Annotated in this window: 14 protein-coding genes; 8 read left to right on the plus strand and 6 right to left on the minus strand. The window is 71.6% G+C overall.

From position 1 onward, the window contains the following. Nucleotides 1–23: 23 nt before the first annotated feature. The 4 genes from VIL67_RS08730 to VIL67_RS08745 all read left to right on the plus strand — a co-directional run bounded on the left by VIL67_RS08730 (nucleotide 24) and on the right by VIL67_RS08745 (nucleotide 2856). Entirely contained in the window at nucleotides 24–407 is a 384-nt protein-coding gene (locus VIL67_RS08730) for a YciI family protein (protein WP_332048489.1), read from the plus strand. After that, entirely contained in the window at nucleotides 404–1672 is a 1269-nt protein-coding gene (locus VIL67_RS08735; protein ID WP_332048490.1) for an RNA polymerase sigma factor, read from the plus strand. Before VIL67_RS08730 ends, VIL67_RS08735 begins: the two co-directional genes overlap by 4 nt. A gap of 23 nt (nucleotides 1673–1695) precedes the next feature. Next, nucleotides 1696–2340, plus strand: coding sequence for a YceI family protein (locus VIL67_RS08740; protein WP_332048491.1), 645 nt, complete (start codon nucleotides 1696–1698; stop codon nucleotides 2338–2340). Nucleotides 2341–2424: 84 nt separating this feature from the next. Continuing rightward, nucleotides 2425–2856 (plus strand): VOC family protein, encoded by a 432-nt coding sequence (locus VIL67_RS08745; protein WP_332048492.1) that lies wholly within the window; start codon nucleotides 2425–2427, stop codon nucleotides 2854–2856. Nucleotides 2857–2919: 63 nt separating this feature from the next. Here the strand turns inward: VIL67_RS08745 and VIL67_RS08750 are convergent, their stop codons facing one another. The 3 genes from VIL67_RS08750 to VIL67_RS08760 all read right to left on the minus strand — a co-directional run bounded on the left by VIL67_RS08750 (nucleotide 2920) and on the right by VIL67_RS08760 (nucleotide 6340). Then, nucleotides 2920–4275, minus strand: a complete 1356-nt coding sequence (locus tag VIL67_RS08750) for an FAD/NAD(P)-binding protein (RefSeq protein ID WP_332048493.1) — start codon at nucleotides 4273–4275, stop codon at nucleotides 2920–2922. Between the two features lie 99 nt (nucleotides 4276–4374). Further along, the gene (locus VIL67_RS08755; protein WP_332048494.1) at nucleotides 4375–5448 is read right to left on the minus strand and encodes a substrate-binding domain-containing protein; all 1074 of its coding nucleotides are present in this window, start codon (nucleotides 5446–5448) and stop codon (nucleotides 4375–4377) included. 85 nt (nucleotides 5449–5533) lie between these two features. Then, nucleotides 5534–6340, minus strand: coding sequence for an ion channel (locus VIL67_RS08760; RefSeq protein ID WP_332048495.1), 807 nt, complete (start codon nucleotides 6338–6340; stop codon nucleotides 5534–5536). 97 nt (nucleotides 6341–6437) lie between these two features. On the opposite strand from VIL67_RS08760, the gene VIL67_RS08765 reads away from it, so the two are divergent. After that, nucleotides 6438–6623: a DUF3008 family protein gene (locus VIL67_RS08765; RefSeq protein WP_332048496.1), complete on the plus strand. Its 186-nt coding sequence runs from the start codon at nucleotides 6438–6440 to the stop codon at nucleotides 6621–6623. Here the strand turns inward: VIL67_RS08765 and VIL67_RS08770 are convergent. Both VIL67_RS08770 and VIL67_RS08775 read right to left on the minus strand, forming a co-directional pair. Beyond that, nucleotides 6620–7693, minus strand: a complete 1074-nt coding sequence (locus VIL67_RS08770) for an acyl-CoA dehydrogenase family protein (protein WP_332048497.1) — start codon at nucleotides 7691–7693, stop codon at nucleotides 6620–6622. The genes VIL67_RS08765 and VIL67_RS08770 overlap by 4 nt on opposite strands. Beyond that, nucleotides 7690–8859, minus strand: coding sequence for an acyl-CoA dehydrogenase family protein (locus tag VIL67_RS08775; RefSeq protein WP_332048498.1), 1170 nt, complete (start codon nucleotides 8857–8859; stop codon nucleotides 7690–7692). Before VIL67_RS08775 ends, VIL67_RS08770 begins: the two co-directional genes overlap by 4 nt. A 118-nt stretch (nucleotides 8860–8977) precedes the next feature. On the opposite strand from VIL67_RS08775, the gene VIL67_RS08780 reads away from it, so the two are divergent. The 3 genes from VIL67_RS08780 (at nucleotide 8978) to VIL67_RS08790 (ending at nucleotide 14617) form a co-directional block, all read left to right on the plus strand. Further along, nucleotides 8978–10288: a PQQ-dependent sugar dehydrogenase gene (locus VIL67_RS08780; protein WP_332048499.1), complete on the plus strand. Its 1311-nt coding sequence runs from the start codon at nucleotides 8978–8980 to the stop codon at nucleotides 10286–10288. A gap of 76 nt (nucleotides 10289–10364) precedes the next feature. Then, the gene (locus VIL67_RS08785) at nucleotides 10365–12167 is read left to right on the plus strand and encodes a PAS domain-containing protein (RefSeq protein WP_332048500.1); all 1803 of its coding nucleotides are present in this window, start codon (nucleotides 10365–10367) and stop codon (nucleotides 12165–12167) included. Nucleotides 12168–12232: 65 nt separating this feature from the next. Next, a complete protein-coding gene (locus VIL67_RS08790) occupies nucleotides 12233–14617 on the plus strand; it encodes a penicillin acylase family protein (RefSeq protein ID WP_332048501.1) in 2385 nt (794 codons plus the stop codon). On the opposite strand, the gene VIL67_RS08795 is transcribed toward VIL67_RS08790, so the two are convergent. After that, a complete protein-coding gene (locus VIL67_RS08795; RefSeq protein ID WP_332048502.1) occupies nucleotides 14614–16677 on the minus strand; it encodes a TonB-dependent receptor plug domain-containing protein in 2064 nt (687 codons plus the stop codon). The two genes, VIL67_RS08790 and VIL67_RS08795, sit on opposite strands and share 4 nt — an antisense overlap. Nucleotides 16678–16766: the final 89 nt, after the last annotated feature.

A 16766-nucleotide genomic window follows, 5' to 3' on the forward strand; every position in this document is an offset into this window, starting at 1 on the left:
CCTTAGCTCGAACGAGGCCCAACATGCTCTACGCCATCCTCTGCTACGACGACGAGGCCAGCGTCTGTTCCTGGACCAAGGAAGAGGACGATGCGGTCATGAGCCGCCTCGCCGTCGTCCAGCAGCGTCTCGCCCGTGAAGGCAAGCTCGGGCCGGTGGCCCGCCTGCTTCCGACCACAGCGGCCACCACCCTGCGCAAGAGCCGCGAGGACCTGGTGATCGACGGCCCCTACGCGGAGACCAAGGAGCAACTGCTGGGCTTCTATATCGTCGATGTGGCCGGCCTGGACGAGGCGCTGGAGATCGCCCGCGAACTCGGCCGCGCCAAGCCGTCCAAGGGTTCGTACGAGATCCGCCCGGTGGGCCTGCTCAATCCCGTCACCGCCGACGGCCTGGAGACCGCATGACCACCGACCTGGCCTGGATCGACGCCGCCATCACGGCCGCCCGTCCCCAGGCCGTGGGCGCCCTGCTGCGCTATTTCCGCGACCTGGACACCGCCGAGGAGGCTTTCCAGGACGCCTGCCTGCGGGCGCTGAAGGCGTGGCCGAAGAACGGGCCGCCGCGCGACCCCGCCGCGTGGCTGATCATGGTCGGCCGCAACGCCGCCCTGGACGGGGTGCGCAAGCGGTCGCGTAACGAAGCCCTGCCCGACGAAGAACGGCTGTCCGACCTCGACGACGTCGAGACCCCCATGGCCGAACGGCTGGACGGCTCGGACTATCGCGACGATGTGCTCCGGCTGCTGTTCATCTGCTGCCATCCGGATCTGCCCGCCACGCAGCAGATCGCGCTGGCCCTGCGGATCGTCTCGGGGCTGACGGTGAAGCAGATCGCACGCGCCTTCCTGGTCTCGGAAGCGGCCATGGAGCAGCGGATCACCCGGGCCAAGCGGGTGGTCGCCGCAGCGGACGTGCCCTTCGAGACGCCCGGGGCGATCGAGCGCAGCGAGCGCGTCGGGGCGGTGGCCGCGATGATCTACCTGGTCTTCAACGAGGGCTATTCGGCGGGCGACAACTCGGCCAGGGCCCAGCTGTGCGACGAGGCGATCCGGCTGGCTCGGTTGCTGCTCAGGCTCTTCCAGACGGAGCCCGAGATCATGGGGCTGCTGGCGCTGATGCTGCTTCAGCACGCCCGCACGCCGGCCCGTTTCGACGCCGAGGGCGAGATCATCCTGCTGGAGGACCAGGACCGGGCGCTCTGGGCGCGCCAGCCGATCGCCGAGGGCCTGGCGCTGATGGACAAGGCCATGCGCCACGGCCGCCCCGGCCCCTACCAGGCGCAGGCCGCCATCGCCGCCCTGCACGCCCGGGCCGCGCGCCCGGAGGACACCGACTGGGCCCAGATCGACCTGCTCTACGCCGCGCTGGAGCGGATGCAGCCCTCGCCCGTGGTGACCCTGAACCGCGCCGTCGCGGTGATGAAGGTGAAGGGGCCGCAGGTCGCCCTGGAGATGATCGAGCCCCTGGCCGGACGGCTGGCCGGCTACTTCCACTTCTTCGGGGTGAAGGGCGCCCTGCTGCTTCAGCTGGGCCGTGAGGCCGAGGCCAAGGCCGCCTTCGACCAGGCCATCGCGCTCGCCAACACCACCGCCGAGGCGACCCACATCCGAAAGCACCTGGACCGCCTGATCCAGGACAGCCGCGCCGCCGGCGTCCGCGCCGCGGGCTGACATCGAGACCGAGGGAGATAAAGATGACACGCACGATGACGCTCGCCGCCATGGCCGTGGCGGCCGCCTGCGCCGCCGCGGCGACGGGAACGGCTCAGCCTGCCGCGCCCAAGGCCGACAGCGCGCCGGCCGGCGTCTATGCCCTGGACCCCGCCCACTCGACCGTGGCCTTCCGGGTCGGGCACGTGGGCCTCTCCGCCTTCGCCGCCGGATTCGACAAGGTCAGCGGACAGCTCACCTTCGATCCCGCCAATCCCCGCGCCATGCGGGTGGAGGCGACCATCGACGTCGCCTCGCTCGACCTGCCGGCGCCGCCGGCCGGCTTCCACGACCAGCTGATGGGCGAGGCGTGGTTCGACGCCAAGCGCCACCCGCAGATGACCTTCCGCTCGACCAAGGTGGAGCCCACCGGCCCCCGCACGGCGCGGGTCACCGGCGACCTGACCCTCCGCGGCGTCACGAAGCCCGCGGTGCTCGAGGTCACCTACAACAACGGCTACGCCAAGGGACAAATGGACCCCGCCGCGAACCGCATCGGCTTCTCCGGCCGCGCCACGATCAACCGTTCGGACTACGGCATGAGCTACGGCGTGCCGGCGCCCGGCTCCAATATCGGCGTGGCCGACAAGGTGGAGATCGCCCTGGAGACGGAGTGGACGAAAAACTGACGACGCCGTGTCGGCGTAGCCGCGCGTCGCACGTCCTTGGGACGAGCCCCTGACCGGGGGCGCACCGCAGATAGGGAGTTCCCCATGAGCGAGACCCTGGACCCGCAAGCCGAAGCCGCAGCTCAGGCGCCCGTGAAGGGCGGCGTCGTCACCTACCTCAACATCGACGGGGCCGTCGCCGCCGCCGAGTTCTACGTGAAGGCCTTCGGCGGCGAGATCGCCGCGATGGTCCCGCCGGACGAGAAGGGCCGCACCATGCACGCCCACCTCTATGTGAACGGCGGCTCGCTGATGATCAGCGACTTCTACCCGGAGCACGGCCACCCGCCCGTCCCGCCGTCCGGCTTCACCGTGATGCTGATGATCGCCGACGACATCCACGCCTGGTGGCGGCGGGCGATCGACGCCGGCTGCACCGGCAAGGTGGAGCCGCAGGTCATGTTCTGGGGCGACACCTACGGCGAGCTGGTCGACCCGTTCGGCGTCACCTGGGCAATGAACCAGCCGAAGGGCTGAGGAGGCGACGATGCTGAAGGTCCTTGGCCTCGCGGCCGCCGGCCGAGAAGGGGCTGGCCGCCCTCAAGCAGGCGTCCGAAGCCTGAGGCCCGCCACCACGGTGGCGGCCACTTCGGCGGTCTGGCTGCGCAGGTCGGGAACGGCCAGGGCTTCCCAGACCGCCGCCCGCGTGAGCGGCCCGACGGCATAGAGCCCGGGTGTCGGGCGGCCTTGCGCCCCCAGCACCCGCAGCTGGTCGTCGACCTCGAGGCCGAGCCCCAGGGGATCGCGGCGCAGCAGGGCCGCCCGCCTCAGCTGCGCCAACAGGCCGGCAGTGGCGGCCTCGGGGTCGCCGCGCGGACCCGTGCAGTTGACCACAGCCGCGAAGCTGCGCTGCACCACGTCGCGCTCGCCGCGGGGGCGGTAGCGGACCGAGAACCCGTCACCGTCGGCCTGCACCGCCTCCAGCCGGCCCGCCAGCACCTCCAGCTCGGCGGCGATCACCAAGCCTGAGAGGCGGGCGGCGATCACCGGGGCCATGCGGTGGCGGTGGACGTCCCACCACGGCCGCGCGTGGCGCAGGAACCGGCGGCGCTGGGTCAGCGGCCAGCTGCGCCAGATCTCCGCCGTCAGCGGACGGATTCCGTCGACGGCCTCGCGCCAGCCCACCTTCTCGGCCTGGGCGCGCAGGGTGCGCAGCGCCACGCGCGGCGTGCTGAGCGCCCCCTCCGGCGGCGGCGCGGCCGCCGTGGGCGCGTGGCTGCGCGAGATGAGGCCGTGGCGCGACAGCGCCGTCAGCCGTCGGCCCTCGCCCGAAAGGCTGAGCGCCACATCGACCATGGTCAGGCCCGAGCCGATCAGCAGGATGTCGCCGGCCGGAGCCGCCTCCGGATCGAGCCGCCAGGGATCGGCCACATAGGCCGGGTGGGCCAGCACGGCGGGCGAGGCGCCGGGCGGCGGCGCCGGGGGGAGCAGCCCCAGCGCCAGCACCACCGCGTCGGCGTCGAAGGCCCGGCCGAGGCTGAGCGTCACCCGCAGGCGTCCGTCCGCGGGCTCCACCGCCACGGCCTCGTCGGCCTCGAGCAGGAACCGCCCGGCGCGCGTGGGGTCGCTGACCTCGTCGCGAAGCAGGCCCTGCAGGTAGTCGCCATAGCGGCCGCGGCTGACGAAGCCGTCCTGGCCGCCCTCCCCCGCCTGCGCCAGCCAGCGGCGGAAGTGGTCGGGATCGTCCGGGAAGGCGCTCATGTTCGAGGCCCGGACGTTCAGCAGGTGGTCGGGATGCCGGGTCTGGTAGGCGCGGCCGCGGCCGAAGCGGGGCGCCCGCTCCACCAGCCGCACCACCACGTCCGGGTCGCGCCGCAACAGGTGCACGGCGGTGAGCAGGCCGCTGAAGCCGCCCCCGATGACGGCGACGACGGCGGGTTCGGACGGAGGAGCCATGGCCGGATCCCTACAAGGCCGGAGCGGTAATCTCCACCAGCTTTGTAGGAATATGAGAACCCGGCCAGCCAGTTTCCCTGGGCGGCCTGCCAGACCCGCTTACTTGGCCGGGGCCGCCATGGGCGTAAGCGCCTGGGCGGCGGCCTTCACCTGGTCGTGCTCTGCCGCCGGCAGCGAGATCAGGCCGCGCTGCTGGAGGTAGCCGCCCTTCCCGGCGGCCGCGTCGGAGACGAAGGCGTTGACGTATTCGCGCAGGCCCGGGGTCACGCCCACATTGGCCTTCTTCACGTAGATGTAGAGGGAACGCGACAGCGGGTACTGGCCGCTCGAGATGGTCTCGAAGGTGGGGGCGACGCCCTCGACGGCGGCGGCCTTCACCTTGTCCATGTTGTTCTCGAGGAAGGAGTAGCCGAACACGCCAACGGCGTTGGGGGTCTTCTCCAGCGTCTGGACGATGGCGTTGTCGTTCTCGCCGGAATCCACCCAGGCGCCGTCACGGCGCAGGGTGTGGGCCTTGGCCTTGAACTCGTCCTCGTTGCTCTTCTTGAGCGCGGCCATGGCCTCGACCTTCTCGGCGCCCTTCTCCATGGCGAGCTCCACGAAGGCGTCGCGGGTGCCGGAGGTCGGCGGCGGGCCGTACGCGAGGATGCGCGTGTTCGGCAGACCCGGCGCGACGGCGCTCCAGGTCGCGGCGGTGTTCGGGGCGAAGCCCGAGCCCTGCGGAACCTCGGCCGCCAGGGCGCGGTAGATCTGCTCGCGGGAGATGTCGAAGGTCGGAGAGGCCTTGGCGTTGGCCAGCACGATGCCGTCGAAGCCGATCTTCAGCTCGACGATCTCGGTGACGCCGTTCGCCTGGCAGGCTTCGAACTCAGACTTCTTCATCGCGCGCGAGGCGGTGGCGATGTCCGGGTAGCCTGCGCCCGTGCCGGAGCAGAACAGCTTGATGCCGCCGCCGGTGCCCAGGCTCTCGACTTTGGCGGCGCTCCCGCCGGTGGTCCGCGCCACGGTTTCGGCCACGCGCGTGGCGAACGGGAAGACGGTGGAGGAGCCCGCCGCCCACACCTGGGTCCGCGCGCCGCCGCCGCCGCTGACCTGGCCCTTCTGAGCCGTCTGCTGCTGGCCGCAGGCCGTGAGCGCGACCGCCGCGGCGGTGAGGAGGAGAGTGAGTCGCATGGGGCAGGCTCCGGTTGTCGACGGGGGCGCTAACACCGCCGTGTGACAGTCCTGTGAAACCGCAGCCCGCGGCGACGTGTAAGCGTCACACTTCGTCGTTGGGTATGTTGAGCAGCACGCCGCAGGCCTTGCAGTGCACCGCGTCGGGGTCGTGCCGCATGAGGCCGCAGGCCGGGCAGGTGAAGCGCACCTTGTTCGGCCGGATCAGGGTTTGGGCGAGCCGCACGAACAGGGTGATGCCGCTGATCATGATGCCGATGGCCAGCAGCTTGCCCCAGGTCCCTGGCAGGGTGATGTCGCCGTAGCCGGTGGTCGTCAGGGTGGTGACCGTGAAGTAGAGCGCGTCCACATAGCCCGCAATGCCCGGGTGGGTCCGGGCGAAGGTGGCGTAGACGAAGCCGGTGACCACGAAGATGAAGGTGACCAGGGTGGCCAGCGCCTTCGCCGTCTCTTCCCACCGGGTGTCATCGTATCGGCGTCCCACCGTGTCCCAGAAAAATTCGGAGTGGAACAGGGACCACAGCCTGAGCACCCGCAGGAAGGCGAAGTTGAACAGCCAGAGCGGGAAGAGCAGGGTCAGCAGGACGAAGAGGTCCACCCACAGGATCGGCCGCATCAGCGAGGCCCGGACGCTGGGGGAGGCCAGCACCCGGGCGGCGATGTCCAGCGCCAGCACCAGGGCGATGGCGTAGTCGACGATCAGGAAGGCCGGGAACTCGCGCAGGAACGGCGCGGCGACGAAAAAGCCGATGAGCAGCAGGTCGACCACGATCACGGCGTAGCGGAAGCGCACCGCCTCGCGGCTCTCGCCGAGATAGAGCTCGCGCAGTCGGGCGCGAAGCTTCGCCAGGCCGCCGTGGGTCTGGGTCGGTGCGGCGTCGGGGATGGTCAAGCGACTGGCTCCTTGAACCATGAACCCTGGGCCGCGCGCGCGAGTTTCCCGGCGGAAGCTGCGCAGTCATCGCGCGGCGTCAGCAGGAGGACAAGCCATGCCCGCCAAATCCGCCGCCCAGCAGAAGGCCGCCGGCGCGGCGCTGTCGGCCAAACGCGGCGACACGCCCAAGTCGAAGCTGAAGGGCGCCTCGCGGCAGATGGCCGACTCCATGAGCGAGAAGGAGCTGGAGGACCTGGCGTCCACCAAGCGCAAGGACAAGCCCGAGCACGTCAAACGCTAGGCGGCGACCAGCCCCTGGGCGCGGGCGGCGGCCTCGCGCACCCGCTCAGGCCCGCCCAGCAGCTGGCGGTTCAGGCCGATGCGCTTGAACCAGTAGTGCAGCCCAAGCAGGTCGGTGATGCCGATGCCGCCGTGCACCTCTGTGGAGGTCCGCGCCACGAACCGGCCGATCTCCGACAGGTGCGCCTTGGCGTGGGCGGCGGTGACCGTGGATTCCTCCGGCGCGTGGTCGAACGCGTAGGCGGCGTACCACACCAGCGCCCGGGCGGGCTCCAGCTCGGCGGCCATCTCGGCGCAGAGGTGCTTCACCGCCTGGAACGAGCCGATCACGCGGCCGAACTGCCTGCGCTCCTTGGCGTAGGCCACCGCCTTGTCCAGCATGGCCTGGCCGGCGCCCAGGGTGTCGGCCGCGAGCATCACCCAGGCCGCGTCGCGCAGCCGGTCGAGCCCCTCGTTCCCGCCCAGCGGCTCGGCGGCCACCTGCTCGAACACCACCTCGGAAAGCCGGCGGGTGTCGTCGATGGTTCGCATCGCCTGCGGAGCCGGCGGCGCTTCCACCAGGTGCAGGGCCCCCGTGCGGTCGGCGACGATCAGCAGGTCCGCGCCCGGCGCGTCGATCACGAACAGCGCACGGCCGCTCAGCCGCCCGCCGTCCGCCGTCAGGCCCGCGCCGTCGCGGGCGCCTGCGACCGCCTCCGAGATCGCCACGCCGGCCGTCGTCTCGCCGCTCGCCAGCCTCGGGAGCCAGCGCGCCTGCTGTTCGGGCGTCCCGCCGCGCAGCGCCAGGGGCGCCAGCACCGCTGACCCGAGGAAGGGCGTCGGCGCGACGGCCGCGCCGAGGGCCTCGGCCGCCAGCGCCGCGTCCAGCAGGCTGAGCCCCAGGCCGCCGTGCTCCTCGGGGATGAGCAGGCCGGGCAGTCCCATCTCAGCCAGCCCCTGCCAGATGTCGGGCGCGCTGGACTCCTCCTGGTCCGCGAACCGGCGAACCCGCTCCAGCGGGGCGAAGGCCGCGAGCGCGCGCACCACACTGTCCTGCAGCAGACGCTGGTCTTCCGAGAGCGCGAACCTCATGCGGTCACCTTGGCGCTGGGCTCGCGCGGCAGGCCGAGGCCGCGCTCGGCGATGATGTTCTTCTGGATCTGGGCGGTGCCGCCGCCGATGATCAGGCCGAGATCGAACATGTAGTTGCGCTGCCAGCCGCCCCTGGCCCGCAGGTGCGGCCCGTCGTGGTAAAGGATCCCGAGCTCGCCCAGTGCATCGATGGCGAGCGCGGCCACCTGGTGGTTCAGCTCGCAGCCCTGCAGCTTCACGATCAGCCGGGCCAGTCCCGCCGTCTCGTCGGTCATCACCCGCAGGCCGTTGAACTTCATGGCCATCACCCGCGCCTGCAGCTGCATCAGCCGGTCGCGGAAGACGGGGTTGTCGACGATCCGCTCGCCGTCCACCGTCTCCTCGCGCATCAGCTGGATCAGGGCGTTCAGCCGGGCCTCTGTGGCGTTCGGGTCGCCCAGCATCCCGCGTTCGTGCTTCAGGGTGGTGTTGGCCACGAACCAGCCCCGGCCACGCCCGCCGACCACATTCGCCTGCGGGACGCGCACGTCGGTGAAGAAGACCTCGTTGAACTCGGCATGGCCGGTCATGGTCTTCAGCGGGCGGACCTCGATCCCCGGCGTGTCCATGGGGATTAGAACGTAGCTGATGCCCTCGTGCTTGGGGGCGTCCGGCTCGGTCCGCACCAGGCAGAACATCATCTGCGCGTGCTGGGCGGTGCTCGTCCAAATCTTGCTTCCGGAGATGACGAAGTCGTCGCCGTCCTCGAGAGCCTTCGTTTGCAGGCTGGCGAGGTCTGAGCCCGCCCCCGGTTCGGAGTAGCCCTGGCACCAGACCACCTCCCCCCGCAGGGTCGGTCCGATCCAGCGCCGCTTCTGCCCCTCCGAACCGACCTCCAGCAGCGTGGGGACCAGCATGGAAACCCCCTGGTTGGCGATCCCGCGCGGCGCGCCGGCGGCGATGAACGCCTCGGCGATGATGCGCGCCTTGAGCACGTCAGGTTCGGCGCCGTAGCCGCCGTATTCCCGCGGGATGGTGCGCGCCGCGTAGCCGTGCTCGATCAGCAGGCGCTGCCAGGCCATTGGGTCCTTCGCCTGCCCCGCCTCGTAGGCGTCGGCGTGGGCGGTGAGGAAGCCGCGCACCTCGTCGCGGAACGCCGCCATCTCCGGCGTGAGCCTCAGGTCCATGGTGTCCTCCGGGGGACAGCTTGGGCCGGATCGGGAGAGGTTCGCAACGGCGCCGCGACGTCACTCCCGCGCCGGCCGCGCCTGCACTATGGTGCAGCGACAACGGAGGTCTCCAAAGATGCGCCCTGCCCTCGTCGCCGTCCTCGCCCTTGCGGGCGTCGCCATGGCGGCCTGCTCCAGCGGCTCGTCCGATCCCTTCGTCGGCTTCGGGCCCAACCCGCCGCTGCCGGCGCCGCAGAAAGCCCTGCTGCCGGTCGTCGGCACGCCCAAGGCGGTGGGCTGGCCGGCCGGCGCCACGCCGAAGGCCCCGCCGGGCTTTGTCGTCACCCGGTTCGGCGCGGGGATCGAGCACCCGCGGTGGCTCCTGGTCCTGCCCAACGGCGACGTGCTGGTCGCCCAGTCGTCGTCCGAGGCCAAGCCGCCCAAGGGGCTGCGAGACCAGATCATGCAGGCCCTGATGAAGCGCGTGGGCTCGCTTCAGAAGAGCCCCAACACCATCACCCTGCTGCGGGACGCGGATGGCGACGGCGTCGCCGAGCTGAAGACCACCTTCGCCCAGGGCCTGAAACGGCCCTTCGGCATGGCGCTGGCGCGCGGCCACCTCTACGTAGCCAACGACGACGGCGTGGTCCGCTTCCCGTACCAGGACGGGCAGACGCAGGTCGCCGGGACCGGCGAGCGGGTGTTCGACCTGCCGGGCGAGCCGCGCAACCACCACTGGACCAAAAGCCTGATCGCGAGCCCGGACGGCGGCCGCCTCTACGCCACCGTGGGCTCCAATTCGAACGTCGGGGAAAACGGCCTGGAGATCGAGGAGGGCCGTGCGGCGATCTGGGAGTACAACCTCGACGGACGGGGCCTGCGCCTGTTCGCCACCGGCCTTCGCAACCCCAACGGGCTGGGCTGGGAGCCGGTCACCGGCCAGCTCTGGACCGCGGTCAACGAGCGGGACGAGCTCGGCAACGACCTGGTTCCCGACTACATGACCTCGGTGAAGGACGGCGGCTTCTACGGCTGGCCCTACAGCTATTTCGGCCAGAACGTCGACGCGCGCGTGCAGCCGCAAAGGCCGGACCTCGTGGCCCGCGCCATCAAGCCCGACTACGGGCTCGGCCCGCACACCGCCTCCCTGGGTCTCGCCTTCTACACCGCCCAGGCCTTCCCGCCGCAGTACGGCGGCGGCGCCTTCATCGGCCAGCACGGCTCCTGGAACCGGCGGCCGCTGAACGGCTATCGCGTGGTCTTCGTGCCCTTCTCAGGCGGCGTGCCCCAGACCTCGCCGCAGGCCTTCCTCACGGGCTTCCTGAACGAGAAGAACCAGATCCTGGGACGGCCGGTAGGGGTGGCCGTCGACAGCCGCGGCGGCCTGCTGGTCGCCGACGACGTGGGCGACATCGTCTGGCGGGTGGCCCCCGCGGCCGCGGCTTGACCGACACAACCAACACGCGCGAAGAGCACGGCCGGGGCGCGTGGCCGCCCGGGTCGACTCGCGCTGGGCCTTGCACTTGATCCGCCGCCTCACCGAATTCGACCTGCCGGGCCGCGTCGAGACGTCGGCGCCGCGGCTGGCCGTCGAACTCGGCCTCGCCGCGGTCGCCGCGACGGTGGCGCTCGCCGTGCGGGCGGCGCTCGAGACCGTCACCCCCGGCATCGTGCCGTTCGCCCTGTCCTTCCCGGCGGTCCTCGTCGCCACCATGCTGGCCGGGGGACGCGCCGGCGTGGCCACCATGGTGCTTGGGGGACTCGGCACCTGGTACTTCTTCGTCGAGCCGAAAATGAGCTTCGGCTTCGACAGTCCCGCGCAGCCGGTGAACCTGGCGCTCTTCGTCGCCTCCTCGATGCTGATCATCGTCGTGGCCGACGCCTACCGCGGCTCGGCGCTGCGTTTCGCCGCCGAGAGCGACGCCCAGATGCGCGAGCGGGAGGGCCTGCTGGCGGCCTTGCGCGAGTCGCAGGCGCGGCTGGACCTCGCCACTTCGGCGGGCCAGGTGGGCGTCTGGGATTGGCGTCTGGCCACGAACGAGATGGTCTATTCCCCGGAGGCCCGGGCGATCTGCGGGTTCACCGCGGACGAACCGGTCACCTTCGAGAAGGTCCGGGGCATCACCCATCCGGACGACCTCCTCTGGACGGGCCCGCAGAGCCAGCGGGCCCTGGATCCGGAGATCCGCGACGATTCCCCCTATGAGTACCGCATCATCACCCCTGCCTGTGACGAGCGCTGGGTGCTCGCTCGCGGCCGCGCCGTGTTCCAGGAGCGGGACGGCAAGCCGGTCGCCACACGGTACGTCGGCACCTTGCAGGACATCACCTCACGCAAGCAGGCCGAAGCGGCCCTGGCCGCCTCGGAAGCGCGCTTACGGCTGGCGGTGGAGGCCGGACGGATGGCGGTGTGGCAGGCCGACGCCGCCACCGGCGCCCTCACCAACAGCCCCGAACTCAACCGCATCCTCGGCCTGCCGGAAGATGCGCAGCCGACGCTGGAGGAGGTCAACGGACGCTATGCGCCTGGGGAGCTCGATCGGGTTCGGGGCTTGGCCCAAGCCGCGCTCGGTCGCGGGGAACGCTTCATCGAGGCCGAGTTCCAGTACCGGTGGCCAAACGGCGAGATCCGCTGGCTGCTGATCCGGGCCGAATTCCTGCTGGGGCCCAATGGGCAGCCGCGCACGGCGATCGGCGTGGTTCTGGACGTCACCGAGCGCAAGCATGGCGAGGAGCGCCTGAAGCTGCTGGCTCGCGAGGTCGACCATCGGGCCAACAACCTGCTGGCCGTTGTGCAGGGCACGGTCAGCCTTAGCCGGGCGGACGACACTAAGGCGCTGAAGGAGGTGATCGTCGGCCGGATCAACGCCCTGGCGCGCGCCCACCAGCTGCTGGCCGACGCCCGCTGGGAGGGGGCCGACCTGCGCACCCTGGTGGAGGAAGAGCTGCTCGCCTTCAGCCTTGGCGAGGCCGGGCGCGTCGCCATCCAAGGGCAGGATGTGGCCCTGCCGCCCGCGGCCGCGCAGGCCATCGCCATGGCCCTGCACGAGCTGGCCACCAACGCCGCGAAGTATGGCGCGCTCTCCGTCCCAACCGGGCGCGTCCGCGTGGGCTGGACCCGGGAGGCTGGCCCGCTGGTCATCCGGTGGGAGGAGATCGGGGGCCCGCCGGTCAGCCCACCCCGCCGCCGCGGCCTGGGCACGAACATGCTGCAGCGGGCGCTTGAGGGGCCGCTGCGCGGGCGCACCCGCATGGACTGGCGCCCCGAAGGCGTGGTCTGCGAGCTGGAACTGCCGCTTTCGACCGAGGCGGCGGCCGACGCCTGAGCCCACGGCCTTGCGCTCGGCGCACCCCGCGCCGCAAACTCAGGCGGCGGAGCGAAGGAGACGGGATGCTGGGCAGGATCACAGGCGCTGCGGCGCTGCTTGCCGTGCTGGCCGGACCGGCCAACGCCGAGCTCACCACGGCGGTCCGGCGGGAGGCCCAGTCGGTGGCCGGGCTGCAGCAGCCGGCCGAGATCCTGGTCGACCGCTGGGGCGTCCCGCACATCTATGCCAAGAGCGCCCGGGACGCCTTCTTCCTGCAAGGCTGGAACGCCGCGCGCGACCGGCTCTGGCAGATCGACCTGTGGCGAAAACGGGGGCTGGGCCGGCTGTCGGCCAGCTTCGGCCCCGCCTATGTGGAGCAGGACCGGGCGGCGCGCCTCTTCCTCTACCGCGGCGACATGGCCGCCGAATGGGCGGCCTACGATCCGGGCGGCCGGGAGGCGGTCGAGGCCTTCGCTTCGGGTGTGAACGCCTACGTGGCCGAGGTGAACGCCGGCGCCCGACCGCTGCCGCCGGAGTTCCGGCTGACAGACAGCCGCCCGGAGCCGTGGGCCGCGGAGGACATCCTGCGCATCCGCAGTCACGCCCTGGTGTCCAACGCCGCCTCGGAGGTCGCCCGCGCCCGCACGGTCTGCGCCGGCGGCCTGGCGGCGGATGCGCTGCGCCGCCGCCTCGAGCCGGAGCACACCCCGAAGATCCCGCCCGGACTCGACCCCTGCGAGGTCCCCGAGGACGTGCTGAAGGACTACACCCTCGGCACCGCACCGGTGAGCTTCGCCCCGCTGGCCGGTCACAAGCAGGGCCGCGCGCCCGGCGCCGTGGAGCTCGCGCAGTTCCTGGAATCGCAGGCGGCGGAGGGCTCCAACAACTGGGTGATCGCGCCCCCGCGCACCGCCACCGGCCGCCCGATCCTAGCCAACGACCCACACCGGCCGGTGGGCGTCCCTTCCCTGCGCTACATCGCTCACCTGGAGGCGCCGGGGCTGTCGATCATCGGGGCCGGCGAGCCCGCCCTGCCCGGCGTCTCCTTTGGGCATAACGGCAAGACGGCCTTCGGCATCACCATCTTCTACATCGATCAGGAGGACCTCTACGTCTACGAGACCCGGGGCGACGCCTATCGCTACAAGGGCGGCTTCGAGCCCATGCGGGTGGTCAGGGAGACCATCGAGGTGAAGGGCGAGGCGCCACGCGAGGTGGAGCTGCGCTTCACGCGCCACGGGCCGGTGCTGAAGGTCGATCCCGCCAAGAACCGGGCCTTCGCCCTGCGCACCGTCTGGAACGAGCCGGGCCTGGCCGGCTACTTCGGCTCGTCGCGGATGTGGCGCGCCGCGGGCTGGGCGGATTTCCAGACCGCGCGCGACCGCTGGGGCGCGCCGCCGCTGAACCTTGTCTACGCCGACACCTCGGGCGAGATCGGCTGGTCCGCGGCGGGCCGCACGCCCGTGCGGCCGAACTGGGACGGCCTGACGCCCGTGCCCGGCGACGGTCGCTATGAGTGGCGCGGCTTTCTGGCCGATGGCGGGCTTCCCGCGGTGCGCAACCCCACGGAAGGCTTCTTCGCCACCGCCAACGAGATGAACATCCCGGCCGATCCGGCCTACCCGCGCCAGGCCCGGCAGCTCGGCTTCGAATGGGCCGACCGCACGCGATCGGTGCGGATCAAGGAGGTGCTTTCCGCCACGCCGAAGGCGACGCTCGCCGACTCCATGGCCCTGCAGGGCGACAGCGTCAGCGCCCAGGCCCGACGCGGGCAGGCCCTGCTCGCGCCGCTGGCCAGCGACGACCCAGAACTCGCCCGGGCGCTCGCCCTCCTGAAATCCTGGGACGCCGACGAACGGACCGACAGTGCGGCCGCCGCGATCTACGAGACCTGGGCCGTGAAGCACCTGGGACCCGCCACCGTCCGCGCCGCCACCCCGCCCGCCGCTCACGCGCTGGTCGGCGCGAGCTCGCCCGATCCCGTCCTGCTCTGGCATGAGCGCCAGCCGCGCCGCGTACGCGACCCGATCCTGCTGGGCAGCCTGCGCGCCGCCCTGGACGAGCTGAAGGGCCGCCTCGGCCCGGACATGGCCGCCTGGAGCTGGGGCCGGCTGCACCAGGCGCGCTTCGAGCCCGCCGCGGCGGTGCTGGCCGACCCGCAGCTCGCCGCCCAGATGAGCGTCGGCCCGCTGCAGGTGGCGGGCTCCGCCTCGACTCCGCGCGCGGCCAGCTGGCGCGGCAGCGATTTCCGTCAGACCGCCGGCGCCTCGGTGCGGCTGGTGCTGGACGTGGGCGCCTGGGACAACTCCATGGCCGTGAACACGCCAGGGCAGTCGGGGGACCCGTTCAGCCCGCACTACCGCGACCTGTTCCCGCTCTGGGCCGCAGGGACCTATTTCCCCCTGCGCTTCACGCGGCCAGCCGTGGAGGGGGATACCGAGGCGGTGATCAGCCTGACGCCTCGCTAGCCGAGGATCTTGCGGATCCGCAGGTACAGGCTGCCGCCCCATTCCAGGTCGCGAACGTCGGTGAAGGCGAGGCGCGAGGGATCGCGGGCGCCGCGGTAGACCTCGCGAATGCGCTTCACGTTACGCAACGTGGCGCCCTGGGCCTCCAGGCGGATGATCCAGTCGGGCCTTGGCTTGTACTCGCCGTAGACAACCGTCCAGGCCGACTGCTTCTTGGTTTCCACCTCGGTCAGGCGGTAGGCCCGCTCCCGGAAGGCGCCGGACACGTCGATCCCCCAGGTGGCCTTCAGGGCCGGCAGGTCCTGGCTGAAGTTGAGCGTCCAGTCGACCGGGTGGACGAGGCTGATCTCGCGCTTTTCGCCGGTCAGCGGATCGGTGACCTCCGTGCGCCGCCAGGTGGACTGCGCCTTCAGCTGGGCTGCGCGGATGCGGAACCTGTCCAAGGGGAACGAGACGCTGGCCTGCAGCTCGTCCTTGGTCCCCTTGCCGATGTTCTCCGGACGGTCCGCCAGCGGCAGGCCGGTGACGGGATCGCGGATGATCTCGCCCGCGGCGGTGCGCGCCGGGCCCCGATCGACGGTGTCCTTGATCTCGAAGTGGCGGGCCGTCAGCACCACCGCGGCGCTGCCCCAGAAGCGGCGCTCCACCGCCGCCTCGGCCACCCAGGCCTGCTGCGGCACGAGGTCGGGGTTGCCGACCACGATCACCCCCAGCGAGCCGACGCTCTGCGAGGCGACGAAGTCGTCGAAATTGAGCTGGCCCACCTCCCGCTCCAGGCGCAGGCGCACCTGGGTGGCCGCGTCCGGGGCCCAGGTGAGCGCGAGCCGCGGCTTGGTGTAGGTGAGCGTCTTCTCGAGCACCACATCGCCTTCGGACGTGACGGTGGAGCCCTCCTGGCGCACCCCGCCTTCGACGGTCAGGCGTGGGCTGGGGCGCCAGGTGCCCCGGGCGAAGACCTCGCCGCGGGTCTCCTCCACCTGCACATTGGCGGCGGGCAGGAAGACGGCGGCGCCGTTGATGTTGAGCTCCGTCTCGCTGTCGAGCTGGTTCAGGGCGCCCTCGACGCCGGCCTCGAGAGAGACCCGCGGGCTGAAGCGGTGGCGCAGGTGCAGCCGCCCGACGCTCTCGGTGGTCTCGCGGTCCAGCACGAAGCGGCGGACCAGGCCCGGCGCCTCGAAGCGCACATAGGTCTTGTTGTTGTTCCACTGCTGGAAGGCCACCGCCTCCATGGACAGCCGCTCGGTCAGGGGGCGGGTGAACCGCCCGCCGAGCTCGGCCTGCAGCCGGTCGATCTTGTTGTACTCGTACTCCAGCCCGCCGCCCTGGATGCGGTCGTAGATCTCCACACTGGCGGGGGTCAGCATGAAGGCGCCGTTGATCCGCGCCCGGCCGCCGGCGAACGGCGTCTCGTAGGCGCCGGTGGTCCACTGGCGAAGCCCCTGGCCGTCGGCGTCCACGTCCGAGCGCAGGATCACAGCACCAGTGGGGCCATAGCGGGTGCGATGGCCGTCGCCGAGGTCGTCGCTCGGGCCTTTGCCATAGACCTGGGCCAGCTCCGCCGAGCGGCCGCCGGGCCAGCGCCACTGGAATTCGCCCCTCAGCCCCAGCAGGGTTCGGCCGTCGTAGATGAAGTAGCTGCCGGGCATCACCGCGCCGCGGAAGCCGGACCCCTGCCGGCGCACCACGTTGGCCATGATGCTGCGGCCCTCCATGTCGACGCCGGGCGCGCCGCCGCGGATCAGCTCGATGCGCTCCACGGTGGCGGCGGGGATCCGCTTCAGCGTCTCGTCCAAAGCGTCGTTCTTGGAGACCGGCGGCGCCCCGTCGATCAGCACGTTGCCGCCCGACCCCGCCAGGCCGCGCACCGTCTGGCCCTTGTCGAAGGTGAAGCCCGGCAGGCGGATCACCATGTCGTAGGCGCTGGTCGGCGCGGCTTCGGCGAAGAAGCTGGGGGGATAGGCGATCACCCCGCGCTCCGGCGCAGCCGGCGGCTGCGGCGCCACAACTTCCTGCGCCGTCGCAGGCTGCGCCGCTGCGGCAATCATGATCCAGGAGCTCATTGGACGGCCCCCCTCCCCTGTTGCATTTGTGGAGGGGTTCAGTCGGGCCGACTAGCGACGTTCGGCGTACAGCGTGATTTCGAAGAACC

The sequence above is a fragment of the Phenylobacterium sp. genome (assembly GCF_036563385.1).
Lineage (GTDB): Bacteria > Pseudomonadota > Alphaproteobacteria > Caulobacterales > Caulobacteraceae > Phenylobacterium.